This is a genomic window from Pseudomonas sp. LF020, from assembly GCF_053456425.1.
This window is the reverse complement of record NZ_JBRFIX010000001.1, coordinates 460,857-487,225: the sequence shown is the minus strand read 5'-3', so window position 1 is coordinate 487,225 and position 26,369 is coordinate 460,857. Positions and strand designations below refer to the sequence as shown.

At 59.0% G+C, this 26,369-nt stretch carries 21 protein-coding genes; 12 read left to right on the top strand and 9 right to left on the bottom strand.

The features are described from left to right. Window positions 1-74 precede the first annotated feature (74 nt). Both ACU680_RS02265 and arcD (ACU680_RS02260) read right to left on the bottom strand, forming a co-directional pair. On the bottom strand, window positions 75-938 hold the full coding sequence (locus ACU680_RS02265) for a DNA-3-methyladenine glycosylase family protein (protein WP_448178543.1): 864 nt from the start codon (window positions 936-938) through the stop codon (window positions 75-77). Then, window positions 935-2,362, bottom strand: coding sequence for an arginine-ornithine antiporter (gene arcD / locus ACU680_RS02260; RefSeq protein WP_007969298.1), 1,428 nt, complete (start codon window positions 2,360-2,362; stop codon window positions 935-937). The genes ACU680_RS02265 and arcD (ACU680_RS02260) overlap by 4 nt, the downstream gene beginning before the upstream one ends. Before the next feature lie 423 nt (window positions 2,363-2,785). On the opposite strand from arcD (ACU680_RS02260), the gene arcD (ACU680_RS02255) reads away from it, so the two are divergent. The 12 genes from arcD (ACU680_RS02255) to ACU680_RS02200 all read left to right on the top strand — a co-directional run bounded on the left by arcD (ACU680_RS02255) (window position 2,786) and on the right by ACU680_RS02200 (window position 17,621). Continuing rightward, window positions 2,786-4,213, top strand: a complete 1,428-nt coding sequence (arcD, locus tag ACU680_RS02255) for an arginine-ornithine antiporter (RefSeq protein WP_400763855.1) — start codon at window positions 2,786-2,788, stop codon at window positions 4,211-4,213. 31 nt (window positions 4,214-4,244) lie between these two features. Next, window positions 4,245-5,501 (top strand): arginine deiminase, encoded by a 1,257-nt coding sequence (gene arcA / locus ACU680_RS02250; protein WP_007969294.1) that lies wholly within the window; start codon window positions 4,245-4,247, stop codon window positions 5,499-5,501. Window positions 5,502-5,569: 68 nt separating this feature from the next. Beyond that, the gene (locus ACU680_RS02245) at window positions 5,570-6,580 is read left to right on the top strand and encodes an ornithine carbamoyltransferase (RefSeq protein WP_003227481.1); all 1,011 of its coding nucleotides are present in this window, start codon (window positions 5,570-5,572) and stop codon (window positions 6,578-6,580) included. 177 nt (window positions 6,581-6,757) lie between these two features. Continuing rightward, window positions 6,758-7,687: a carbamate kinase gene (gene arcC / locus ACU680_RS02240; protein ID WP_448178542.1), complete on the top strand. Its 930-nt coding sequence runs from the start codon at window positions 6,758-6,760 to the stop codon at window positions 7,685-7,687. Between the two features lie 63 nt (window positions 7,688-7,750). Continuing rightward, window positions 7,751-8,113, top strand: coding sequence for a DUF5064 family protein (locus ACU680_RS02235; protein ID WP_041068604.1), 363 nt, complete (start codon window positions 7,751-7,753; stop codon window positions 8,111-8,113). Between the two features lie 265 nt (window positions 8,114-8,378). Continuing rightward, a complete protein-coding gene (gcsR, locus tag ACU680_RS02230) occupies window positions 8,379-9,887 on the top strand; it encodes a transcriptional regulator GcsR (RefSeq protein WP_448178541.1) in 1,509 nt (502 codons plus the stop codon). A gap of 436 nt (window positions 9,888-10,323) precedes the next feature. Continuing rightward, the gene (gcvH, locus tag ACU680_RS02225) at window positions 10,324-10,707 is read left to right on the top strand and encodes a glycine cleavage system protein GcvH (RefSeq protein WP_064391754.1); all 384 of its coding nucleotides are present in this window, start codon (window positions 10,324-10,326) and stop codon (window positions 10,705-10,707) included. Between the two features lie 11 nt (window positions 10,708-10,718). After that, on the top strand, window positions 10,719-13,571 hold the full coding sequence (gene gcvP / locus ACU680_RS02220; protein WP_448178540.1) for an aminomethyl-transferring glycine dehydrogenase: 2,853 nt from the start codon (window positions 10,719-10,721) through the stop codon (window positions 13,569-13,571). Window positions 13,572-13,782: 211 nt separating this feature from the next. Further along, complete coding sequence (locus tag ACU680_RS02215) at window positions 13,783-15,159, top strand: L-serine ammonia-lyase (protein ID WP_448178539.1); 1,377 nt, start codon at window positions 13,783-13,785, stop codon at window positions 15,157-15,159. A gap of 135 nt (window positions 15,160-15,294) precedes the next feature. Beyond that, entirely contained in the window at window positions 15,295-16,419 is a 1,125-nt protein-coding gene (gene gcvT / locus ACU680_RS02210) for a glycine cleavage system aminomethyltransferase GcvT (protein ID WP_448178538.1), read from the top strand. 403 nt (window positions 16,420-16,822) lie between these two features. After that, entirely contained in the window at window positions 16,823-17,035 is a 213-nt protein-coding gene (locus ACU680_RS02205; RefSeq protein ID WP_003237709.1) for a cold-shock protein, read from the top strand. A gap of 97 nt (window positions 17,036-17,132) precedes the next feature. Continuing rightward, window positions 17,133-17,621, top strand: a complete 489-nt coding sequence (locus ACU680_RS02200) for an RDD family protein (RefSeq protein ID WP_448178537.1) — start codon at window positions 17,133-17,135, stop codon at window positions 17,619-17,621. Window positions 17,622-17,710: 89 nt separating this feature from the next. Here ACU680_RS02200 and nadA read toward each other — a convergent pair whose 3' ends face one another. The 7 genes from nadA to ACU680_RS02165 form a co-directional block, all read right to left on the bottom strand. After that, a complete protein-coding gene (gene nadA / locus ACU680_RS02195; protein ID WP_448178536.1) occupies window positions 17,711-18,769 on the bottom strand; it encodes a quinolinate synthase NadA in 1,059 nt (352 codons plus the stop codon). 358 nt (window positions 18,770-19,127) lie between these two features. After that, window positions 19,128-20,267 carry an SGNH/GDSL hydrolase family protein gene (locus ACU680_RS02190; protein ID WP_448178535.1) on the bottom strand — a complete coding sequence of 380 codons (1,140 nt, stop codon included), beginning with the start codon at window positions 20,265-20,267 and terminating at the stop codon, window positions 19,128-19,130. Then, complete coding sequence (locus tag ACU680_RS02185) at window positions 20,254-22,086, bottom strand: carbamoyltransferase family protein (protein WP_400763874.1); 1,833 nt, start codon at window positions 22,084-22,086, stop codon at window positions 20,254-20,256. The genes ACU680_RS02190 and ACU680_RS02185 overlap by 14 nt, the downstream gene beginning before the upstream one ends. Next, the gene (locus ACU680_RS02180; protein ID WP_007962045.1) at window positions 22,083-22,700 is read right to left on the bottom strand and encodes a LysE family translocator; all 618 of its coding nucleotides are present in this window, start codon (window positions 22,698-22,700) and stop codon (window positions 22,083-22,085) included. The genes ACU680_RS02185 and ACU680_RS02180 overlap by 4 nt, the downstream gene beginning before the upstream one ends. After that, a complete protein-coding gene (locus ACU680_RS02175) occupies window positions 22,697-24,895 on the bottom strand; it encodes an iron-containing redox enzyme family protein (protein WP_448178534.1) in 2,199 nt (732 codons plus the stop codon). Before ACU680_RS02175 ends, ACU680_RS02180 begins: the two co-directional genes overlap by 4 nt. Before the next feature lie 63 nt (window positions 24,896-24,958). After that, window positions 24,959-25,585 carry a LysE family translocator gene (locus tag ACU680_RS02170; protein ID WP_448178533.1) on the bottom strand — a complete coding sequence of 209 codons (627 nt, stop codon included), beginning with the start codon at window positions 25,583-25,585 and terminating at the stop codon, window positions 24,959-24,961. A 22-nt stretch (window positions 25,586-25,607) separates the two neighbouring features. Then, window positions 25,608-26,366 carry a YqcI/YcgG family protein gene (locus ACU680_RS02165; protein ID WP_448178532.1) on the bottom strand — a complete coding sequence of 253 codons (759 nt, stop codon included), beginning with the start codon at window positions 26,364-26,366 and terminating at the stop codon, window positions 25,608-25,610. Window positions 26,367-26,369 lie beyond the last annotated feature (3 nt).

Below are 26,369 nucleotides of genomic sequence, written 5' to 3'. Positions count from 1 at the left end.
TCTGTGCTCGACACAGACACTGTGGGAGCTGGCTTGCCAGCGATGGGGCCTGTCCGACCAGCACACAATATTGATCAGTCAGCCCGGCTCAAAGACGTCCACAACACCTGCGCCGCATACCCGCGATAAGGCCGCCAGGCCTCAGCCCGATCCGCCAGTTCCCGCGCCGCAGGTCGCACACCTTCCAGCACCTCCAGCGCCCGCAGCAAGCCGACATCGCCATAGGGAAAGCCGTCCATATCGCGCAACTGCCGCAATGCGATGTACTGCGCCGTCCACTCGCCAATCCCGTGCAACGCCAGCAGCCGCGCCACGCCGCCCGCGCGCCCCGGCTCGAACAGCAGCGGATCATCCAGTAGTGCTTGCGCCAGACCCGATAACGTTCGCCCGCGACTTTTCGGCATGCCCAGCGCCGCCAGGTCCGCCGTCGCCAACACACCGGCCTCGGGAAACACATGCGTCAGGCCCGGCACCTTCGAGCGCAAGGGCGCGCCATAGTGCGCAAGCAGTTTGCCCGCCAGGCGAATCGCTGCCACCACGGTAATCTGCTGCCCCAGCACCGCCCGAAACGCCAGCTCCAGACCGTCCCACGCCCCCGGCACCCGCAGCCCCGGGCGTTCGGCAATCAAGGGTGCGAGCAGCGGATCATTCGCCAGATGCCGATGCATCAATGCCAGATCGGTATCCAGATCAAACATCCGGCGCAAACGCTGAATGATCTCCGGCACAACGGCCGGATCAGGACAATCCAGCTCGACTTCCAGCGCATCACCCGCGCCCGCCCACACCGACACCGTACCCTGCACCCCGCGCAGGCCGATGCTGCGCGAGTAAATGCCATCCACCACGGTTTCCATTCCGACCACCGCCCGCGCCGCAAGAAACCCGAGCATCGCGTCCCAGTCATAGGGCGGCTGATAAGCCAGCGTCAGCCTCACAGCGACAGCACACCGCTGTACAAGCCATACGCCGCCAGCCCCGCGCCGATCAGCACGCAGGCAAAAATGCCCTTCTCCACCGTGGTGAACAGCGGCTCGCCCTGCTCATGCTTGGCCTTGGCGAACAGCACCACCCCCGGCGCATACAGCAGCGCCGACAGCAGCAGGTATTTCACCCCGCCGGCATACAACAACCACACCGCGTAGCACAGGGCGATGCCGCCAATCAGCAGATCCTTGGTACGTTCGGCCGAGGCATGTTCGTAGGTTTCGCCACGTCCGCTGAGCAACACCGCGTATGCCGCCGACCACAAATACGGCACCAGAATCATCGACGACGCCAGATAAATCAGACTGGTGTACGTGCCCGCCGAGAACAGCGTGATCAGCAGGAAAATCTGAATCATCACGTTGGTCAGCCACAGCGCATTGACCGGCACATGATTGGCGTTTTCCTTTTTCAGAAACGCCGGCATGGTCTTGTCCCGGGCCGTGGCGAAGAGAATTTCGGCGCAGAGCAGCGCCCACGACAGCAATGCGCCGAGCAGGGAAACCGCCAGACCGATGCTGATCAACAACGCGCCCCATGGCCCGACGATGTGTTCCAGCACCGCCGCCAGCGACGGGTTCTGCAGGGTCGCCAGTTCCGGCTGACTCATGATCCCCAGCGACAGCACGTTGACCAGCACCAGCAGCGCCAGCACGCCAAGAAAACCGATCACCGTAGCGCGACCGACATCGCTGCGTTTCTCCGCCCGTGCCGAATACACGCTGGCGCCCTCGATGCCGATGAACACGAACACCGTCACCAGCATCATGTTGCGCACCTGATCCATCACTCCGCCGAAGCTCGGGTTGCTGCGGCCCCAGATGTCGCGGGTGAAGATGTCGGCCTTGAACGCCACGGCGGCAATCACAATGAACATGATCAGCGGCACGATTTTGGCGACCGTGGTCACCTGATTGATAAATGCCGCTTCCTTGATCCCGCGCATCACCAGAAAATGCACAGCCCACAACAGCACCGAGGCGCAGCCGATGGCGATCGGCGTATTGCCCTGGCCGAATACCGGGAAGAAGTAGCCGAGGGTGCTGAACAGCAGAACAAAATAACCGACGTTGCCCAGCCACGCGCTGATCCAGTAACCCCAGGCTGAGGAAAAGCCCATGTAGTCGCCGAATCCGGCCTTGGCGTAGGCGTAGACCCCGGAGTCCAGCTCGGGCTTGCGGTTGGCCAGGGTCTGGAACACGAACGCCAGGGTCAGCATGCCGATGGCGGTGATCCCCCAGCCGATCAGGATCGCCCCGGCATCGGCGCGGGCCGCCATGTTCTGCGGCAGGGAAAAAATCCCCCCGCCAATCATCGAACCCACCACCAGGGCGATCAACGCACCCAGTCGCAGCTTTTGCGTCGGTTGCGACATTCCAGTCTCCCTTAATTCATTTGTAACAACTATTAACTAAACGGCTAATGCCAGATGTCGTTTATCAGGTAATGCCGACTAACACCCGTTTATATATAGCGACTGACGCTAACGCCTAGCACGCTAAGACAGTTTTGTGCGCGAATCCTAATAAATCAATTCTGTACTGAAAACAGATGCTGAAAATTTGCCAAAAGCTGAAAAACAACTAGCGTGATAATTCGAAAGTAATAAGACCAATTCCCAACCACAACAGGCAAAGGCCTCTAGGACGGGCATTCCAGACGATAGCGTTATGCCTTCAGTTGTTTCATAAGTCATTCATTAACAATGGAATGTGGCCATGAACTGATCCAAGTCAGCTGTTTGAACAGACAACAGCATTACGCTGTGAACTCTTCTCTCCTGCAATGGAGTCATGCAATGTCTGAAGCTCCCGGAAAACTACGACTAGGTGCACTGGTTGCCTTGGTAGTCGGATCAATGATCGGTGGCGGGATATTCTCTTTGCCACAAAACATGGCCGCCAGCGCCGACGTCGGCGCGGTGCTGATCGGTTGGGCCATCACCGCTGTCGGCATGCTCACCCTCGCTTTTGTCTTTCAGACCCTCGCCAATCGCAAGCCTGACCTGGACGGCGGTGTCTACGCCTACGCCAAGGCCGGTTTTGGCGACTACATGGGTTTCTCGTCCGCCTGGGGCTACTGGATCAGTGCCTGGCTGGGCAACGTCGGCTACTTTGTTCTGTTGTTCAGCACCCTCGGGTATTTCTTTCCGGTTTTCGGCGAAGGCAACACGGTGGCTGCGGTGATTGGCGCCTCGGTGCTGCTGTGGGCCGTGCACTTTCTGGTGCTGCGCGGGATCAAGGAAGCGGCGTTCATCAACCTCGTGACCACCGTCGCCAAGGTCGTGCCGCTGCTGCTGTTCGTGCTGATCGCGATCTTCGCTTTCAAACTGGACATCTTCACCGCCGACATCTGGGGTGTGAAAAACCCGGATCTGGGCAGCGTGATGAACCAGGTGCGCAACATGATGCTGGTCACCGTGTGGGTGTTCATCGGCATCGAGGGCGCGAGCATCTTCTCGGCACGGGCGGAAAAACGCTCGGACGTGGGTAAAGCCACCGTCATCGGTTTCATCACCGTGCTGCTGTTCCTGGTGCTGGTCAACGTGCTGTCGCTGGGCATCATGACTCAGCCGGAACTGGCCAAACTGCAGAACCCGTCGATGGCCGCCGTGCTGGAACACGTGGTCGGTCACTGGGGCGCGGTGCTGATCAGCGTCGGGCTGATCATCTCGCTGCTGGGGGCGCTGCTGTCGTGGGTGCTGTTGTGCGCGGAGATCATGTTCGCCGCCGCCAAAGACCACACCATGCCGGAGTTCCTGCGCCGCGAGAACGCCAACCACGTACCGGTCAACGCCCTGTGGCTGACCAACGCGATGGTCCAGCTGTTCCTGATCATCACCCTGTTCTCGGCCAGCACTTACCTGTCGCTGATCTACCTCGCCACCTCGATGATTCTGGTGCCGTACCTGTGGTCGGCGGCCTATGCCCTGCTGCTGGCAGTGCGCGGTGAAACCTACGAGGGTTTTGCCGCCGAGCGTCGCAAGGACCTGATTATCGGCGGCATCGCGCTGATCTACGCGGTGTGGCTGCTGTATGCCGGTGGGGTCAAGTATCTGCTGCTCTCGGCCCTGCTCTACGCACCCGGCGCGATCCTGTTCGCCAAGGCCAAGCTGGAACTCAAACAACCGATTTTCACTAACGTCGAGAAGCTGATTTTCGCCGCAGTGATCGTGGGTGCCCTGGTGGCAGCCTACGGCCTCTACGACGGCTTCCTGACCTTGTAACCCTTGATTTGTAATCTGGAGGATCACTGCAATGACCACGGAAAAAGTTAAGTACGGCGTCCATTCCGAAGCCGGCAAACTGCGCAAAGTCATGGTTTGCTCCCCAGGTCTGGCCCATCAGCGCCTGACCCCGAACAACTGCGATGAACTGCTGTTCGACGACGTGCTGTGGGTGGCCCAGGCCAAGCGTGACCACTTCGACTTCGTGACCAAGATGCGTGAACGCGGGATTGAAGTGCTGGAAATGCACAACCTGCTGACCGACATCGTCGCCATCCCCGAAGCGCTGGACTGGATCCTCGAGCGCAAGGTCACCGCCGACTCGGTGGGCCTGGGCCTGATCAGCGAAGTGAAATCCTGGCTGAAGAGCCTCGAGCCGCGGCACATCGCCGAATACCTGATCGGCGGCGTGTCGGCCGATGATCTGCCGGACAGCTTCGGTGGCAAGACCATCCAGATGTTCCGCGACTTCCTCGGCCACTCCAGCTTCATCCTGCCGCCGCTGCCCAACACCCAGTTCACCCGCGACACCACTTGCTGGATCTACGGCGGCGTGACGCTGAACCCGATGTACTGGCCGGCGCGACGTCAGGAAACCCTGCTGACCACCGCCATCTACAAATTCCACCCGCAGTTCACCAACGCCGATTTCGAGATCTGGTACGGCGACCCGGACAAGGACCATGGCAGCTCGACCCTTGAAGGCGGCGACGTGATGCCGATCGGCAACGGCGTGGTGTTGATCGGTATGGGCGAACGCTCATCGCGTCAGGCCATCGGCCAACTGGCGCTGAACCTGTTCAAGAACAAGGCCGTGGAAAAAGTCATCGTCGCCGGCCTGCCGAAGTCTCGCGCCGCGATGCACCTGGACACTGTGTTCAGTTTCTGCGACCGCGACCTGGTGACGATTTTTCCGGAAGTGGTCAACCAGATCGTCGCCTTCACCCTGCGCCCTGACGAAAGCAAACAGGGCGGCATCGACATCCGCCGCGAAGAAGGCAGTTTCCTCGACACCGTGGCCAAAGCCCTGAACCTGCCGAAACTGCGCGTGGTGGAAACCGGCGGCAACAGCTTCGCCGCCGAACGCGAGCAATGGGACGACGGCAACAACGTGGTGGCGGTGGAACCGGGCGTGGTCATCGGCTACGACCGCAACACCTACACCAACACCCTGCTGCGCAAGGCGGGCGTGGAAGTCATCACCATCAGTGCCGGCGAACTCGGTCGTGGTCGCGGCGGCGGCCACTGCATGACCTGCCCGATCGTGCGTGACCCAATCGATTACTAATCTTTGAGCCTTGGCCGCGCCTTATCGAGCGCGGCCAAGGGGATAACCGAAACCCAAGGAGATCCATCATGGCTTTTAACATCCACAACCGTAACCTGCTCAGCCTGGAACACCACACCCCACGTGAGCTGCGTTACCTGCTCGACCTGTCCCGCGATCTGAAACGCGCCAAGTACACCGGCACCGAGCAGCAACACCTGAAGGGCAACAACATCGCCCTGATCTTCGAAAAAACCTCGACCCGTACCCGTTGCGCATTCGAAGTGGCGGCGTATGACCAAGGCGCCAACGTCACCTACATCGACCCGAACTCGTCGCAGATCGGTCACAAGGAAAGCATGAAAGACACGGCCCGCGTGCTGGGTCGCATGTATGACGCCATCGAGTACCGTGGCTTCAAACAGGAAATCGTCGAAGAGCTGGCGAAGTTCGCCGGGGTCCCGGTGTTCAACGGCCTGACCGACGAATATCACCCAACGCAAATGATCGCCGACGTGCTGACCATGCGTGAACACGCTGACAAACCGATCCACGAAATCAGCTACGCCTACCTCGGCGACGCGCGCAACAACATGGGCAACTCGCTGCTGCTGGTTGGCGCCAAGCTCGGCATGGACGTGCGCATCTGCGCGCCGAAAGCGCTGTGGCCGCATGACGATCTGGTGGATCGCTGCAAGAAATACGCGGAAGAATCCGGCGCCCGCATCACCCTCACCGAAGACCCGAAAGCCGCGGTCAAAGGCGTCGACTTCATCCACACCGACGTCTGGGTATCGATGGGCGAACCGGTAGAAGCGTGGGCCGAGCGTATCCAGCAACTGCTGCCGTATCAGGTCAACAAAGAGCTGATGAAAGCCACCGGCAACCCGCGCACCAAGTTCATGCACTGCCTGCCGGCGTTCCACAACAGCGATACCAAGGTCGGCAAACAGATCGCCGAACAGTATCCGCACCTGGCCAACGGCATCGAGGTGACCGACGACGTGTTCGAGTCGCCCGCCTGCATCGCCTTCGAGCAAGCGGAAAACCGCATGCACACGATCAAGGCGATCCTGGTCTCGACCCTGGCTGATCTGTAAACCAATACAGCTCCCACTGACACGACACGGTCACTGTGGGAGCTGGCTTGCCAGCGATTGCGGTGTGTCAGACAGCGACAATGTTGCCTGATCCACCGCCATCGCGGGCAAGCCCGGCTCCCACAGGGACCGCATTCGTCCTGCGAGCTTTCACTGTTTTCCAGAAGGACATGCACCATGCGTATCGTCGTAGCTCTGGGCGGTAACGCCCTGCTCCGTCGTGGCGAGCCGATGACCGCTGACAACCAGCGCGCCAACATCCGCATCGCCACCGAGCAAATCGCCAAGATCCATCCCGGCAACCAACTGGTCATCGCCCACGGCAATGGCCCGCAAGTCGGCCTGCTGTCGTTGCAAGCGGCGGCCTACACCTCCGTCACCCCTTACCCGCTGGACGTGCTCGGTGCCGAAACCGAAGGCATGATCGGCTACATCATCGAACAGGAACTGGGTAACCTGCTGGACTTCGAAGTGCCGTTCGCCACCCTGCTGACCCAGGTTGAAGTCGACGCCAAGGACCCGGCCTTCCAGAACCCGACCAAACCGATCGGCCCAGTCTACGACAAGGCCGAAGCGGAAAAACTCGCCGCCGAGAAAGGCTGGGCGATTGCCGCCGACGGTGACAAATTCCGTCGTGTGGTGGCCAGTCCCCGGCCGAAACGCATCTTCGAAATCCGCCCGATCAAGTGGCTGCTGGACAAGGGCAGCATCGTCATTTGCGCCGGTGGCGGCGGCATTCCGACCATGTACGACGAAAACCGTAACCTCAAGGGCATCGAGGCGGTGATCGACAAGGATCTGTGCTCGTCGCTGCTCGCCGAGCAACTGGAAGCCGACTTGCTGGTGATCGCCACCGACGTCAACGCGGCGTTCATCGACTACGGCAAGCCGTCGCAGAAAGCCATCGCCGAGGCGCATCCGGATGAACTGGAACGCCTCGGTTTCGCCGCCGGCTCCATGGGGCCGAAGGTGCAGGCAGCCTGCGAATTCGCGCGCCATACTGGCAAGGTCGCGGTGATCGGCTCGCTGGCGGACATCGAAGCCATCGTTCAGGGCACTGCGGGTACGCGGGTCAGTACGGCGAAATCCGGTATCAGCTATCGATAATTAGAAACTCCGGGGGCAGGCCCAGGGTCTGCCCTTCTCCCATGCCTTGAGAAGGAGAAACCCATGGCCATATTCAACCCCGGTCATTTGCACATCGAGCGACATGCGTTGACGCCAGATGACGTCAGTTACGACCTGTGTCTCGATTATGAAGTGTTCACCGATCCGCAAAAAGGCAAAGGGATACAGTTCACCCTGCACGGCAACATGCAGGGCAAGGACATGAAGGAAGCGTTTTTCCTGCCCAAGGAAGAGGCTTACAACTTCGCCCGCGACGTGACACGGATTGCCGAAAAGTACGGGATTCCAAAGGCTCACAGCCAGATCGGCTCGGTGCACAAGCATTACGATCTGATGTTTGAGGACATTCGGCAGAAGTTGAATATGCAATCCGGAGATCCGGTTAATCCCGAGCATTTCGAGTAACCCCAAAAGCCCCCTCACCCTGACCCTCTCCCGGAGGGAGAGGGGACTGACCGAGTTGCTCGCTCAAGGTACACCGACCTGAAATAGCGAGCCGAACTCAAGTTTTGAAAAGCCCCCAATCTGCTCCCTTTCCCCCTCGCCCCTCTGGGGAGAGGGCTGGGGTGAGGGGTAGATCTCCAGCACGACAACAATCTCAAGATTTCACCCCAGTCCCCCATCAAGGCATACTTGCCCCCTCCGCATCGCAGAACACTGAACCGCTCCCATGCGTATCCACGTCAGCTTCATCGACCGCGTCGGCATCACCCAGGAAGTCCTGGCGATCCTCGGTGGACGTAATCTCAATCTGGATGCGGTGGAAATGATCCCGCCCAACGTCTACATCGACGCGCCGACCTTGAGCCCGCAAGTGCTCGAAGAGCTCAAAGATGCGTTGTTCCGGGTGCGCGGCGTGGAGGCCGTGGTGGTGGTCGACATCCTCCCCGGCCAGCGTCGGCACCTGCAGCTCGACGCGTTGCTCGCGGCGATGACCGATCCAGTGCTGGCACTGGACAGCGCCGGCAAAGTCCTGCTGGCCAACCCGGCACTGATTGCGTTGTACGGGCGTGAACCGGCGGGGGAAAGTGTCTCTGAGCTGTTCAACGATCCGGGGCTGCTGGAAGCCCTGCTCGAACAAGGCTTCCGCCTGCCGCTGCGCGAGATCACCGTCAACGGCCAGACCCTGCTGCTCGACGCCACGCCGATCACCGACGCCGGTGCGCTGCTGACCCTTTATCAGCCAAACCGCATCGGTGAACAGCTCTCGGCATTGCACCATGACCACGCCGAAGGCTTCGATGCGCTGCTCGGCGAATCCCCGGCGATCCGCACGCTGAAGGCCCGCGCGCAACGAGTCGCAGCCCTCGACGCACCGCTGCTGATTCAAGGCGAAACCGGCACCGGTAAAGAACTGGTGGCCCGCGCCTGCCACGCGATCAGTGCGCGACACAGTGCGCCGTTTCTCGCGCTGAACTGCGCGGCGCTGCCGGAAAACCTCGCCGAGAGCGAGCTGTTCGGTTACGCCCCCGGCGCCTTCACCGGCGCCGCTCGCGGGGGCAAACCGGGGCTGATGGAACTGGCGAACCAAGGCACGGTTTTTCTCGACGAGATCGGCGAGATGTCGCCGTACTTGCAGGCCAAACTGCTGCGCTTTCTAAATGACGGCAGCTTCCGCCGGGTGGGCGGTGATCGAGAGGTGAAGGTCAACGTGCGGATCCTCAGCGCGACCCACCGCGATCTGGAAAAAATGGTCAGCGAGGGATTGTTCCGCGAAGACCTGTTCTACCGCCTCAACGTGCTCAACGTCGAAGTGCCGCCGCTGCGTGAGCGAGGTCAGGACATTCTGTTGCTGGCGCGTTACTTCATGCAGCAGGCCTGCGCGCAGATCCAGCGCCCGGTCTGCCGCCTCGCCCCCGGCACCTATCCGGCGCTGCTCGGCAATCGCTGGCCGGGCAACGTGCGCCAATTGCAGAACGTGATCTTCCGCGCGGCGGCGATCTGCGAAAGCAGTCTGGTCGACATTGGTGACCTCGACATCGCCGGCACCTCAGTGGCGCGGCAGACCGACAGCGACGTCGACAGCCTGGAACAGGCCGTCGAATCCTTCGAGAAAGCGCTGCTGGAAAAGCTCTACGTCAGCTACCCCTCGACCCGCCAACTGGCCAGCCGCCTGCAGACCTCGCACACGGCAATCGCCCATCGCCTGCGCAAGTACGGCATTCCGGGCAAGTCTTAAATTCACCGTAAATTCCCCCTGTGGGAGCTGGCTTGCCAGCGATGACGTCGGCACATGCACCATTGATGGTGACTGATCCACCGCTATCGCTGGCAAGCCAGCTCCCACAGGGTGATGTGACGGATTCGAAATCCGTTCAAAAGCGACCTCCATCTGTACTGAAAGCGCTACAGCGGAACGATATCGCTACACCCTCCTCCAATCACCGCTGTGCAAGGCTTTGATCCGCTTCAGCTTTTCTCCCCGTCCCGAGCTGTAGCGATTTCGCTACAGAGGCCTCATTCCCACCACAATCAGAAACACATAACCATTTGATTTATATAGATAAATACAATTTGGCCGCGTTCTTGCTAAGTAACCGCTCATAAAATCAGGGCTTTCTAGCCAAGCCTTCCATCGCGTCCACCAGACGAGTCTGGCCCCCTTAGGAGTTTCCATGAGCGAGTTGCGTTTTACTGAAGATCACGAGTGGCTGCGCACCGAAGCTGACGGCAGCGTTACTGTCGGCATCACCGCTTTCGCGCAGAACGCCCTAGGCGACGTGGTGTTCGTGCAACTGCCTGAACTGCAGGCTTACGAAAAAGGCGCCGAAGCCGCCACCGTGGAATCGGTCAAAGCCGCCAGCGGCGTGTACATGCCTCTGGACGGTGAAGTTCTGGCGGTCAATCCGGCGCTGGAAGATGCTCCGGAACTGGTCAACGAAGATCCGCTGGGCGAAGGCTGGTTCTTCCGTTTCCAGCCAAGCGACGCCGCCGCTGTCGGCAAACTGCTTGATCAGGACGCCTATGACCGTCTGATCAAAGCCCAAGCCGAAGCCTGAGGAGTAGCGACATGACCCAAGTAAACCTCGGCACTGCCAATGAATTCATCGCCCGTCACATCGGCCCGCGCGCCGGTGACGAGCAAGCCATGCTCAACAGCCTCGGTTTCGACTCGCTCGAAGCGCTGAGCGCCAGCGTGATCCCGGAAAGCATCAAGGGCACCAGCGTGCTCGGCCTGGACGATGGCCTGAGCGAAGCCGATGCGCTGGCGATGATCAAATCCATCGCCGGCAAAAACCAACTGTTCAAGACTTACATCGGCCAGGGCTACTACAACTGCCACACGCCGTCGCCGATCCTGCGCAACCTGCTGGAAAACCCGGCCTGGTACACCGCTTACACCCCGTACCAGCCGGAGATTTCCCAGGGCCGTCTCGAAGCGCTGCTGAACTTCCAGACCCTGATCAGCGACCTCACCGGCCTGCCGATCGCCAACGCTTCCCTGCTCGACGAAGCCACCGCCGCTGCCGAAGCCATGACCTTCTGCAAACGCCTGAGCAAGAACAAGGGCAGCCACCAGTTCTTCGCCTCGATCCACAGCCACCCGCAAACCCTCGACGTGCTGCGCACCCGTGCCGAGCCGCTGGGCATCGACGTGGTGGTCGGCGATGAGCGTGAGCTGAGCGACGTGACGCCATTCTTCGGCGCGCTGCTGCAATACCCGGCGAGCAACGGTGATCTGTTCGACTACCGCGAACTGACTGAGCGTTTCCACGCCGCCAACGCGCTGGTGGCCGTCGCTGCCGACCTGCTGGCCCTGACTTTGCTGACCGCTCCCGGCGAGTTCGGTGCGGACGTCGCCATCGGTTCAGCGCAACGCTTCGGCGTGCCGCTGGGCTTCGGTGGCCCGCACGCGGCTTACTTCTCCACCAAGGATGCGTTCAAGCGTGACATGCCGGGCCGTCTGGTCGGTGTTTCGGTTGACCGTTTCGGCAAGCCGGCCCTGCGTCTGGCGATGCAGACCCGCGAGCAACACATCCGCCGCGAGAAGGCCACCTCGAACATCTGCACCGCGCAGGTGCTGCTGGCCAACATCGCCAGCATGTACGCCGTGTACCACGGCCCGAAAGGCCTGACCCAGATCGCGAACCGCGTGCATCACCTGACCGCGATTCTGGCCAAGGGCCTGAGCGCAATGGGCGCGAAAGTCGAGCAGACGCATTTCTTCGACACCCTGACCGTCGCCACTGGCGCACAGACTGCCGCGCTGCACGACAAGGCGCACGCTGCACAGATCAACCTGCGCGTAATCGACACTCAGCGTCTGGGCCTGTCGGTGGACGAAACCACCACCCAGGCTGACATCGAAACCCTCTGGGGCCTGTTCGCCGACGGCAAAACCCTGCCGGACTTCGCTGCGCTGGCCGCTTCGGTACAAAGCACCATCCCGGCTGCGCTGGTACGTCAGTCACCGATTCTCAGCCACCCGGTATTCAACCGTTATCACTCGGAAACCGAGCTGATGCGCTACCTGCGCAAACTGGCGGACAAGGACCTGGCACTGGATCGCACTATGATCCCGCTGGGCTCGTGCACCATGAAGCTCAACGCCGCCAGCGAAATGATCCCGGTGACCTGGGCCGAATTCGGCGCCCTGCACCCGTTCGCTCCGGCCGCACAAAGCGCCGGCTACCAGCAACTGACCGATGAACTGGAAGCGATGCTCTGCGCCGCCACCGGTTACGACGCGATCTCGCTGCAACCGAACGCCGGTTCGCAAGGTGAATACGCAGGTCTCTTGGCGATTCGCGCCTACCACCAGAGCCGTGGCGACGAGCGCCGCGACATCTGCCTGATCCCGTCGTCGGCCCACGGCACCAACCCGGCTACCGCCAACATGGCCGGCATGCGCGTGGTGGTGACCGCGTGCGATGCTCGCGGCAACGTCGACATCGAAGACCTGCGCGCCAAAGCCATCGAGCACCGCGAACACCTCGCCGCGCTGATGATCACCTACCCGTCGACCCACGGCGTGTTCGAAGAAGGCATCCGCGAAATCTGCGGCATCATTCACGACAACGGCGGCCAGGTGTACATCGACGGCGCCAACATGAACGCGATGGTCGGCCTCTGTGCACCGGGCAAGTTCGGCGGCGATGTCAGCCACCTGAACCTGCACAAGACTTTCTGCATTCCTCACGGCGGTGGCGGCCCGGGCGTCGGCCCGATCGGCGTCAAGTCGCACCTGACCCCGTTCCTGCCGGGTCACAGCCAGATGCAACGCAAGGAAGGTGCGGTCTGCGCAGCGCCGTTCGGCAGCGCGAGCATTCTGCCGATCACCTGGATGTACATTCGCATGATGGGCGGCGCCGGCCTCAAGCGCGCTTCGCAACTGGCAATTCTCAACGCCAACTATATTTCCCGTCGTCTGGAAGAGCACTATCCAGTGCTGTACACCGGCAGCAACGGTCTGGTGGCGCACGAATGCATTCTCGATCTGCGTCCACTGAAAGACAGCAGCGGCATCAGCGTCGATGACGTCGCCAAGCGCCTGATCGACTTCGGCTTCCACGCCCCGACCATGTCGTTCCCGGTCGCCGGCACGCTGATGATCGAGCCGACCGAAAGCGAATCCAAGGAAGAACTGGACCGCTTCTGCGACGCCATGATCCGCATCCGCGAGGAAATCCGCGCGGTGGAAAACGGCACTTTGGACAAGGACGACAACCCGCTGAAAAACGCCCCGCACACTGCAGCGGAGCTGGTCGGCGAATGGACCCACCCGTACAGCCGCGAGCAGGCGGTGTATCCGGTGGCGTCGTTGATCGAAGGCAAATACTGGCCGCCGGTCGGCCGCGTCGACAACGTGTTTGGCGACCGCAACCTGGTCTGCGCCTGCCCGTCGATCGAAAGCTACGCTTAAAAGAACGGGGGCGGTTCGTCCGCCCCGCCGCTCGACCGCTTTATCGCTTTACCTGTAGGAGCTGCCGAAGGCTGCGATCTGTTGATCTTGATCTTGCTCTTGTTTCTAAAAAACCAGGATCAAAAGATCGCAGCCTTCGGCAGCTCCTACAGGGGATGTACTCAGCCTGATATTCCGCCAATCCCTATAACAAGAAACCGGAGAACCACTCATGTCGTTAAGCGTGTTCGACCTGTTCAAGATTGGCATCGGCCCTTCCAGCTCCCACACCGTCGGCCCGATGCGGGCCGCTGCGCGCTTCGCCGAAGGTTTGCGCCGTGAAAACCTGCTGACGGCCACCGCCAGCGTGCGCGTCGAACTCTACGGTTCCCTCGGCGCCACCGGTAAAGGTCACGGCAGCGATAAAGCCGTGCTGCTTGGCCTTGAAGGCGAACACCCGGACACCGTCGACACCGAAACCGTCGCCGCGCGCCTGCAGGATATTCGCGGCAATGGCCGGCTGAATCTGCTCGGTGAACACAGCATTGCGTTCAACGAAAAAGAACACCTGGCGATGATCCGCAAGCCGCTGGCCTTTCACCCCAACGGCATGATCTTCCGCGCGTTCGATGCGGCGGGTATTCAGATCCGCAGCCGCGAGTACTACTCGGTGGGCGGTGGTTTCGTCGTCGATGAGGATGCCGCCGGCGCTGACCGCATCGTCGAGGACGCCACCCCGCTGACCTTCCCGTTCAAAAGTGCCAAGGACTTGCTCGACCATTGCGCCACCTACGGTCTGTCGATCAGCCAGGTGATGCTGACCAACGAAAGTGCCTGGCGCCCGGAGGCGGAAACCCGCGCCGGCCTGCTGAAAATCTGGCAAGTGATGCAGGACTGCGTCGCCGCTGGCTGTCGCAACGAAGGCATTCTGCCGGGCGGATTGAAGGTCAAACGCCGGGCGGCGGCGCTGCATCGGCAACTGTGCAAGAACCCGGAATCGGCGCTGCGCGATCCGCTGTCGGTGTTGGACTGGGTCAACCTCTACGCCCTCGCCGTCAACGAAGAAAATGCCAACGGCGGCCGCGTGGTCACCGCGCCGACCAACGGCGCGGCAGGGATTATCCCGGCAGTGCTGCATTACTACATGCGTTTTATCCCCGGTGCGAATGACGACGGCGTGGTGCGTTTTCTGCTGACCGCCGCCGCCATCGGCATTCTGTACAAGGAAAACGCCTCGATCTCCGGCGCTGAAGTCGGCTGTCAGGGCGAAGTCGGCGTGGCGTGCTCGATGGCTGCCGGTGCCTTGTGTGAAGTCCTTGGCGGCAGCGTGCAGCAAGTCGAGAACGCGGCGGAAATCGGCATGGAACACAACCTCGGCCTGACCTGCGACCCGATTGGCGGCCTGGTGCAGGTGCCGTGCATCGAGCGCAACGCCATGGGCTCGGTGAAAGCGATCAACGCGGTGCGCATGGCCATGCGCGGCGACGGGCAACACTTCGTCTCCCTCGACAAAGTCATCCGCACCATGCGCCAGACCGGCGCCGACATGAAAAGCAAATACAAAGAGACCGCCCGCGGCGGTCTGGCGGTCAACATTATCGAATGCTGATTTATGTCCTCTCCCTGTGGTAGAGGACCGCGCTTAGCCCCCTCTCCCTCCGGGAGAGGGCTGGGGTGAGGGGCTTTTGACCTTGATCTAAATCTAGCCCCATGCCCCCAAACTCAAACTTTCAAGGAGCCACGCATGTCCACCGAACAACTGTCGAAAACCCCGCTGCACGCTCTGCATATCGAACTCGGCGCCCGCATGGTGCCGTTCGCCGGCTACGACATGCCGGTGCAATACCCGCTGGGCGTGATGAAGGAACACCAGCACACCCGTGAGCAGGCCGGGCTGTTCGACGTCTCGCACATGGGCCAGATTCGCCTGACCGGCGCCAATGCCGCCAAGGCCCTGGAAACCCTGGTGCCGGTGGACATCATCGACCTGCCGGTGGGCATGCAGCGCTACGCGATGTTCACCAATGACCACGGCGGTATCCTCGACGACCTGATGGTCGCCAACCTCGGTAACGACGAGCTGTTCCTGGTGGTCAACGCCGCGTGCAAGGATCAGGACCTGGCGCATCTGCAACAACACATCGGCGATCAGTGCACCATTACAGAGCTGTTCGAAGCCCGCGCGCTGCTGGCGTTGCAGGGTCCGGCTGCGGTCACTGTGCTGGCGCGTCTTGCGCCAGAGGTGGCGAAGATGACATTCATGCAGTTCAACCGCGTGCAATTGCTGGGCGTGGACTGCTTCGTCAGCCGCTCGGGCTACACCGGTGAAGACGGCTTCGAAATCTCGGTACCCGCCGCCGACGCAGAAAAACTCGCCCGCGCGCTGCTCGCCGAACCGGAAGTCCAGGCCATCGGCCTCGGCGCCCGTGACTCCCTGCGCCTGGAAGCCGGCCTGTGCCTCTACGGCCATGACATGAACACCGAGACCACGCCGATCGAAGCCAGCCTGTTGTGGGCGATCTCCAAGCCTCGCCGTGCCGACGGCGCGCGGGCCGGTGGCTTCCCTGGGGCAGAGACAGTTTTCGCTCAGCAACAGAACGGCGTCGCGCGCAAACGCGTCGGCCTGCTGCCGCAGGAACGCACACCGGTGCGTGAGGGCGCTGAAATCGTCAACGAAGCCGGCGAAATCATCGGCAGCGTGTGCAGCGGTGGCTTTGGTCCGACCCTGGGCGGGCCGTTGGCCATGGGTTACCTCGACAGCGCTTATGTCACCCTGGATACGCCAGTCTGGGCCATCGTTCGTGGGAAAAAGGTGCAAATGCTTGTAAGCAAAATGCCATTTGTTCCACAACGCTACTATCGTGGCTGATTGATTGTTTCTATAAGTAACGCGATTGCGTTATGCGTGCACTAATGTGTAACGTAATCGCCACAAAAAAGTGCATTTTCTAACATCTGATTCGATTATGAACTTTGCTTATAACGTTCGAAAACTTTTGAACAAGCTATTCGTCCAAGCCGCACTAGTAGGCTGACTAACTGCCAGCAGGGGCAGGAAAACCGGGGCCTTCGCGGGGCTTGTTTTTTCTCCCGTAGTTGGCGTAGAGTTTGTCCACTGTGTTTGCATGGGTCAGCTTGGAATCGTGACCTGGGCAGTAGCCTACAAGTTAGCTACATCCCGCTCGACGTCTTCTTACTCTCCTGCAACCAGCCCCAGTACTCTTTCATGAGAAAGAGACTGTCATCAATTTATGCGTCAAAGGAAATAAGAAATGTCGACACGTCAGAGCGGTACCGTCAAGTGGTTTAACGACGAGAAAGGTTTTGGTTTTATCACTCCAGAAAGCGGTCCGGATCTGTTCGTGCATTTCCGCGCTATTCAGGGCAACGGCTTCAAGAGCCTGAAAGAAGGCCAGAAAGTGACCTTCGTTGCTGTGCAAGGCCAGAAAGGCATGCAGGCTGATGAAGTACAAGCAGAAGGTTAATCTTCTGTAACGAAAAAGCCCCTGATATTGATATCAGGGGCTTTTTTGTGCGCGCGAATCCGTAAAATGGCGCTTCATTTTGCGTCCAGAGGCTGCCATGTCGAAGAACCTGCTCACTCCCCAGGGCGACTTTCCTGCTGTTGGCCTCGGCCGGCGCCTGGCCGCGATGTTCTATGATTTCCTGTTGTGCACCGCCCTGCTGATCGTCACCGGATTCGTCTACAAGTTGATCCAGGCAGCAATCATCGGTGAAGAGCGCCTGCGCGTATTGACCGACGCCGGGAAAATGGACGGTGACCCACTGTATTCCACAGTGCTGCTGCTGGTGCTGTTCGCGTTCTTCGCCAAGTTCTGGACCCACGGCGGGCAGACACTGGGCATGCAGGTGTGGGGCATCCGCGTACAGAACGCCGATGGCAGCGCGATCAGCCTGTGGCAGGCGCTGCTGCGCTTCATGGTGTCGATCGCTTCATGGCTGTGCGCAGGGCTCGGATTCCTCTGGTCGCTGTACGACAAGCAGAAACGCACCTGGCACGACATCTATTCCGATACCCGCGTGGTGCGAGTTCCAAAGAAACAAAAATAGCGCCCATAAAAAAGATCGCAGCCTGCGGCAGCTCCTACAGGGATTAAATGTAGGAGCTGCCGCAGGCTGCGATCTTTTGTCTTTAGAGCTTAGGCGTTACCCGCCAGCTTCATCCGCGCCGCCTGAGTGAAATCCAGCATGCGCTTCAACGGGCGGATCGCCTGCGGAATCAACGCCGGATCGACAAAGATCTCGTTCGTCCCCTCCTTCAGGCTCTTGAGCGTGCGCTCAAGGGTGTTCATCGCCATCCACGGGCAATGTGCGCAACTGCGGCACGCGGCGCCGTTACCGGCGGTTGGCGCCTCGATGAAGACCTTTTCCGGGCACAGCTGCTGCATCTTGTAGAAGATGCCACGGTCGGTGGCGACGATCAGGGTCTTGTTCGGCAGGCTTTGCGCGGCAGCGATCAACTGACTGGTGGAACCGACGGCATCTGCCAGCTCGATCACCGAAGTCGGTGACTCCGGGTGCACCAGAATCGCGGCGTCCGGGTACAGCGCTTTCATGTCTTCGAGCTGCTTGGATTTGAACTCTTCGTGGACGATGCACGCGCCGTCCCACAGCAGCATGTCGGCGCCGGTCTTGCGCTGAATGTAGGTGCCCAAGTGCTTGTCCGGGCCCCAGATGATGGTCTCGCCGTTGTCCATCAGGCTTTCGACGATCTCCAGCGCGCAGCTCGACGTCACCACCCAGTCAGCCCGGGCTTTGACCGCAGCCGAGGTGTTGGCGTACACCACCACCGTGCGCTCCGGGTGCTGATCGCAGAACGCCGAGAACTCGTCCACCGGACAACCCAGGTCCAGCGAGCAGGTCGCGTCCAGGGTCGGCATCAGCACGCGTTTTTCCGGGTTGAGGATCTTCGCGGTCTCGCCCATGAACTTCACCCCGGCGACCACCACAGTCTTGGCCGGGTGAGCGTTGCCGAAGCGCGCCATTTCGAGGGAGTCGGACACACAGCCGCCGGTTTCTTCGGCCAGGGCCTGAATCACCGGATCGCAATAGAAGTGGGCCACCAGCACCGCGTCCTGAGCCTTGAGCTCGGCGGCGATGGCGGAACGGTAGTAGGCCTCTTCCTCGGCAGTCAGCGGTTTGGGCTGTTTGGCATCGAGGTGGGCTTGAACCAGAAGGCGTTCGGAAATCTGCGTCATGTTCGCAAGACCTGCAGGCGCTTTCGCGCGAAAGTCGAGTATACACCCGGCTCCGGACCGCTTGAGGGTACCGCCGGGAGAGTGAGTTTTATCAGGCACGGACAGCGTTGAAGCTGCGCAAGGCTACAGAATATCCCGTTGATACAAAAGATGATTCTGACCTGTGTCGGCGCAGGCAACAATGAAAGGACAGGCAGCTGAATCACAGGCAAAAAAAATCCGGAAATCTCACGCGCATGGAGACCTCCGGATTTGCCGAACCGCCAGATACAGCAGATCGCGTAAATACCTGCAATCTTGCCTGCCGGATTTGCCGATCTAGCGCAGCGGGTAGATGGAACCGCCACGTTTCTTTTTCTTACGCTTGAACAGACTCAAGATTTTTCGAATGATGCCCATGCTGTTGCTCCCGATAGAGGCCTAGTTCGGCACTGATGAGTTTTGCCAATTGCTCGTTGCCCAGGTCATTGAAGTGGACGCGATCGACAAAAAGGGTTTCGTTGAAGACCGGCGACTGCCTGAGCATGGAATTCATGTCCAGGCAGCGGATGTCACCGGCCTTCGCCTGAATATGCGCGAAAAACGGCGCGTGCACTTCCTTGCCCAGTACGCCGCTGAATAGCCGGTAGAAATTGTTCGGACAGCTGTCGATGGCATGGAATACAGCTTCTTCATCCGCCGTCAGTTGATCCCGGCACCAGTGGGACAGGGGTTGAAGGACGAAGCTCAGGGTAGCGCCACTGCCCGACAGCAGCAGTTGCCATTGCTTCAATGCGTCGGTGATGGAATCAGCCGCGCGCTCCAGACGTTCGTCCAGCGAGATCCCCTCGTCGGTGATGACTTCATCCGCCGGGTTTTCATAGAACAATGCTTTCTTGCAGCGCTGCAGCCAGGACTCGCCCCCCTTGGAACTGAACGAGTTCTTTTTGCGTTGCATGTCCTCATTGAATTTATTCATGTAATGCTGAAATTCAAACGAGTAGTAATAACGCCCATGCTCGCTGGCGAACTCGTCGGGGATACCCTCCAGAGCCAGGGTGTTGATGCCGCTGAACACCACGACATGACCGATATCGCCCAGACGCTTCTGATGCATGAGGAACATCAATAATTCCTGGGTAGAGTTGTAGCCCCGGCCGGCAAAATTCAGCCACACCTCGCCAGTCAACTCGCTGAGCCTGGAAGCCACGGTAAACGCATCGCGCGTAGCGCCCACACCCAGTGCGGTCGAACCGCCCACCAGCAAGTTGATCTTGCCATTGGCCGGAAGCTCAGTGACCGAAAACCGCTGGCCTTGATATTCGCTGTAACGAAATCCGAATGCGTCGGTATTGATCGTCGGCGAACGAAAGTTCTTTTCATGGAAGTACATGGTATAGGGCACCCAGCGCGCGCCGATGTGCATGAAGCTATCGTAATCACGGATTTGCGGGGTCCACCTGTAGACCTCCTGCACCGCCTGGTGGTGATTCAGTTCGGGTTTGTCAGTCAAGGGCATAGTGCGTTCTCCAGTCGGTCTCTTCATTCCATTGAGGCTGGTCGGACTTGGTCAGCAGAAACTGACCGATCACCAGACAATCCATTTCCGTGCGCATGAAGCAGCGGTAGGCGTCTTCCGGACTTTCAACGATCGGCTCCCCCCGAACGTTGAACGAGGTATTGATCAGTACCGGGCAGTCCGTCCGCTCGGCAAATGAGCTGAGTAACTGTCGAAACCGCGGATTGTGTCTGCCATCCACGGTCTGCACCCGAGCGGAGAAGTCCACGTGAGTCACTGCCGGTATTTGCGAGCGCTTGAGCTTGAGCTTCTCGATACCGATATAGCCGACGTCATTCACGTTTGGCTCTCGCTTGTCAGGCTGTACCGGCGCGACGATCAACATGTAGGGCGACGGTTGATCCAGATCGAACCATTCGTGCGCCTTTTCGGCCAGAACCACTGGGGCAAACGGGCGAAACGACTCACGATTCTTGATTTTCAGGTTCATGACGCTCTGCATGTGTTCCGAGCGAGGGTTCCCCAGAATCGATCGCGAGCCGAGAGAGCGTGGGCCAAATTCCATGCGCCCCTGAAACCATCCGATGACTTTGTCTTCGGCCAACCGCGCGGCCGTCGCCTCGATCAAGGCCAACGGATCGAGCTTTTGATAGTTGGCTTTCAGCTCACACAGGTACTGTTCGATCTGGTCATCACTGTAAGCATTGCCAAGATAGGCACCTTGCATGCTGTCCTCGGTGCCGTCCGCCTGACGTTGCATCCCGGTCTTTTCAAAATGGCATTGCAACGCGGCGCCAAGAGAGCCCCCGGAATCCCCCGAGGCTGGCTGGATGAACAAACTTTTGAATAACCCGGATCTGGCCAGTTTGCCGTTGGCCACACAATTCAGGGCCACACCACCGGAAAGGCACAAATGCTCGGCGTTGGTCATTGCCTTGACCTTGCGGGCAAGTCCGAGCATGACCTGTTCGGTGACCACCTGGATGGAGGCCGCCAAATCCATTTCCCGTTGAGTGATGAGAGCCTCGGGTTCGCGCGGCGGGCCAGCGAACAAGGTCTCAAAGGCATCGCTGATCATCCGCTCGCCCACCTCATAATCGAAGTACTGGCGATTCAGCGTGAAAATGCCGTCGTCTTCGATCCGGATAAGATGCTCCAGAATGGTCTCGACATATTTCGGCTCACCGTAGGGCGCCAGCCCCATGAGCTTGTATTCCCCGGAGTCAACCTTGAACCCGCAGTAATAGGTGAATGCCGAATACAACAAGCCAAGAGAATGAGGGAAACGAACCTCGAACAGCGGTTCGAGACGATTACCGGTGCCATGCCAGGCGGTGGTGGTCGACCACTCCCCTACACCGTCGACACACAACACAGCGGCATCCTGGAACGGTGACGGATAGAACGCCGAAGCCGCGTGACTCAAATGATGCTGACACAGATACAACGGGGGCATTGCCACGCCGGGAAATAGCGTCTGCAGTTCGCGAGCGATGATGCCCTTGACGTCCTTTCGCGCGACGAAGCGGGTGTAGTTTTGCGCGAACGCCAGAGCGCCTCGCGGGAAATTGCTCTTGTAGGTGTTGCAGATTCGCTCGAACTTGATGCTCGGGTCTTCGTAATAGGCCAGCCAGCTGATATCCGCCAGCGTGATACCTGCCTGATCCAGGCAGGCGAGCAAGGCTTTGGCCGGGAAGCGCTTGTCCTGTTTGACCCGTGAAAAACGCTCTTCCTGCAATGCGCAGACGATTTTTCCGTCCTTCAGCAGGGCCACCGCGCTGTCATGGTAGAACGCCGAGATTCCAAGAATGTAACTCATACCACCCCCTGCACGAAGGCGAAAATCGCAATGGCGAAAAACAGCACGGGCGGCAGATAGTCAAACCAGGTGGCGCGCTGGATGGCGCCTCGCAATGAATGCGCGGTCAGCCCGACCGTCATATTCACCAGAATCCCGCCGATATTGAAAATGAGCCCGTAAAGCAGAAAATGCAGCCACGCAGGACTCGCATCGGACGGCACGAATTGCGGCAGCAGACTGATAAAAAACAGGCCGATCTTGGGGTTCGACAGGTTGATCAGCATGCCTTTGCTAAACGCATAGCTGGCTGGCGCTGGCGGGATTTCGCTGCCTTCAGCCGTACCGCCAACAGGACGGCGGGGCCAGGAAATATAGGCCAGATACAACAAGTAAAAAGCCCCGGCAATCTGCACTGCGCGATACAGCAGCGGCACTTCCTTGAAAATCAGTACCAGGCCGAATGCTGCCAGCAACACGTAGAAAAACACTCCAAACTCAACGCCCGCCGCCGCCCGCAAACCGGTCCTTACGCCATGCTTGAGCGATTGGTTCATCACGTACAGCATCGCTGGCCCGGGCGCCAGGTTGATGACCAGTACCGCCAAAATGAAAGATAGAAATCCGTAGCTCATAATGCATCCTGCCGTTGTGTGATTTTGTTGTAACTGCGTCGGGTAAAGTCACGCAGCGTGGCCAGCAGTGACGCTTCGGGCGGGCTCAACGCACGGTAGCCGACCCAGACGCGCTGCCAATGGTGAGCGAGTTCCGTTTGCCCACCGTTCTGCGCCACATCATCCAGATGTAGTTTGATCGCCTCGATGGCCCAGGCTGTGTGGCCACTGACCACGTTGTCGATGGTGTTGTGGAGGTCGGTAAACATCGAGTTGAAGCCGTAGTGCCGCAAGACGTCAGCCGAACGGCGATACTCGCCTCCCACACCCGACAGTTCCATGGCGAGATTCAAACCCAGGGTTTCCGGTTGAAAACTTTGCGGAAACAGTGAAATGGCGAGCCAGAACACCGGAACCTGCAGACAGTCATCGTCAAAATGCGTGGATGCAGCAAAGGACCGAGCCGTGAACGTCCCGACATCGACCCCCATACTGATCAACAGCTCCTGGTAGATATTGCCGTGATGGAGCGCTGTATCGCCTTGGCCGAGCTCGTCGATCAGAGTGCGGTATAGCAATGCGCCGACCGGACTGGTGACAATCGCCGGCTTGACGATGTTTCGCAGCCAGGCACCATCGATCAGGGTCAAGGGCGCCAGCCGCGTCGCGTCGGCAATAATCTCCTCGCGACTTTCTTCGGGTGCCTGCGTCAATGGTCGGTAGCTTTCAACCTGTCGCTTGTGCTGCGCGGCTAACCACTGATCCAATCGTTGATGGCTGTAAACACTGAACGGCAGTCCTTCACTGCGCACAGCCTGTTGATGGTGTGCCAACCACCGCTCGGCAAAAAGCCTGGCTGCCGGCAGGGCATCAGGCGCCTTGTCAATATGAAGGAACAGGGGGTAAAGCTGCTGTAGCGAATAATCGGAATACTTGGCCAGTGCCAGTTGCCGGGCTTGAGCCAGTGCTTTTTCGCAAAGCGTTGCCGATTGCTCAGGAGATGGAGCGGTCAGCGGCGGCGGAGCAACAACACTCAAACTCTCTCTGTTCAGCGATGCGATCCAGGTATCGACGACTTGAATATCTTGCGCAGAAAAAACCCCGAACATCCTGCCTTTCGGGTGACTGATGAGATTCATCAACGCGCTTTTTCCCGGCTGGCCAGCCCTGACGTAACGAGAGTTCGCCAGCGCCTGAATCGTCGCCTGCGCATTGAAGGTTTGCGGATCCAGCCAATGGTCGATCGGTTGGTCGGCCAGTTGCCCACGCTTGTGATAACCGCAGCCATGAGGACCCAGTTTTTCAATCAATGCGAGCATGGCCGCCGCATTACTGAAACGCGCTTCATCCTTGAGTTCGCTGGCCAGGCGTTTTTCACTTTTCTGAATCAGACTCAGTGCGCAAGCAAAGCCTGTGGCGATCCGGTCATGCGCCTGCGAATCGACCTGCGCCAGGAAATAGTCAATGGCCTCCGCCGCCGCCGGCCAATACCGGTCGCTGGATGACCAGCCAAAGACAGGGTTGCCCGCTTGCGCACACAGGATGTTGAGCTGATCGAGATAACCGCACATTGCAAGATTGACGCCCAGGGTTTCGGCGAACCGTGTCGCTGGAAAACTTGCCAGGCCTAGCAAGAACACCGGTAGCTCGTAAGCGGCGCCCTCTATGTTCGGGTCATGACTGAAACTGTTCGCGAATACTTCATTCAAGTGCACCCCCGCCTGCCGTGCGGCCTGCTCGAACAAATAGCTCTGGCTCAAGGACGGATACCCTCCCCCGACCAGCCGAGCATGTGTCTGAAGCAGCAAACCACCATCCTTGCGCCACGCGTAGGCGATCGAAGTCACGCCGCAAAGCCAGCCACCGAGGGTTTTAAACAACGGCGCATATTGATAGTAAAAATGACGTCGCTGCGGCGCATCGTGAAGAGTGTCTGGCATGTCCTGACGAATTTGCGCCCCGAGTGCCTGGATATCGCGCTGTCCCGCAACAATAAACGCAGCAAGATCTGCAACCTCGCCCACCGCGCGATGAGGATTCAGATATTGATCGATATTGTTCCAGACCAACTCCATCAGCCCATGACTCTGTTCCTGGTTAATCAGCCTGAAAAACCATTGACGAGGGCTATATCGCAGCGTCGCGAGTTCCGTCGAAGAGATCGCCAGAAAACTCGGCACTTCGTCATCAGGTAACGCAGAAGTACTACCGGCCATTATTCGATCCTTGATTGATGGCATTGAATTGCTTCGGATAACCAGACCGTACAAGCAGTCAACTCATGACAAATTGAACAGTTCGCGCACGTTATAGATCAGCCCGGACAAGGCAATCAAAAGCAATGCGACACCCGAGCCCCTGGAAATCAAGTGGCTGCTGGTTTTACTCAGCAGTTTCCTGGTCATGAAAATATATAAACCCAGAATGGCAAAATCGATCACAACCCAGAGTAACGAGAGCAGGATCAGGCTGTGCTTCGAGGAAGAGGTAATCTGGATGAACTGGGGAAAGAATGAGATAAAGAAAATAATGTCTTTGGGGTTGGAAATACCCACGATGAACCCGTGCCACAGACCACCCTGCATCGCTTGTTTATCCGGGGATTGTGCCTCCGCAGATGCCGGATTGTTCTTCAGCGCATCAAGCGCCAGGTAACCGATAAAAAGACAACCCAGCAAGCTGAGCATGTTCAACAACACGACATTGACAGCAGCGCTGGCAACGATGATGTAAGAGGCCAGTGCAATCAGCACCAAGGAGGCCCAGTTCGTGCCTATCGCCGTCGAGAACGCCTTTCTCGGCCCGGCAGCGCTGGCAGTCGCGACCACTAGCGCGACGACGGGGCCAGGCGTCGCTATCAAAAGCATGACGGTCAAGATATAGGTAATGGCTAATGCAGTATTCACGCCTTGCTGGCCCCGCTGTCGGTTAATCGATATTCATTCGAAAAGGGCATCGCTCATGACTCAGTGATCCCGGTTCTTCAAGTTGGTATTGTTTGATTTCAAAGTTGCCCGGATCACCAAAAACACCGAGCGTTCTGGAGTACACGCCTCCGTTGTAGGCATCAGAACGGGAACGAATACGTGCACGAATACGTTGTCCGCTCAGCGAGTTACCGGCAGCCACCTGGTCAAAATTTTCTCGAGGATTGATCACGAATACGATATGCGTCCCCAGGTTCCTGCTTTTCATCAGGCGATGCCGGGGAAAGTTCATGTTCACGAAAAGAGGTATCCCCATGAAAGAGAATGACCATTTTTCGCTACTCAGGTCGGCCGAAATCTCTCTTGGCCATGGCCCGGGATCCTGGTTGTGCAGCCTCTGCAAAAGATCCCAGGCATAAAGTTGCTCTTGTTCAAGAGAATCAAACTCGTTGTTTTCCAACAGTACGATCAAGGGCTTGCCGACTCTACATTTCAGTGGCCAGGCATTCACCTTTTTCAAATAAGAAGCAAGCCCCGTCATGAAGTCGGTAACGTCAGACTCTTTACTGACAAACAAAAGTTCGATATTCGAAGACTTCACCGCTTTCATCCCAAACAGACAGGGAAAAGAGGCCTGGCGTACGACACTTTCGAACACGTCTAATGCCGATGTTACCCAAGTCGTCTTGAGCGACTCATACACCTGCAGATTCTCAAGCCAATCCAGCTTGTTAAAACAACGTCCGTGTATAGCTACCATTGC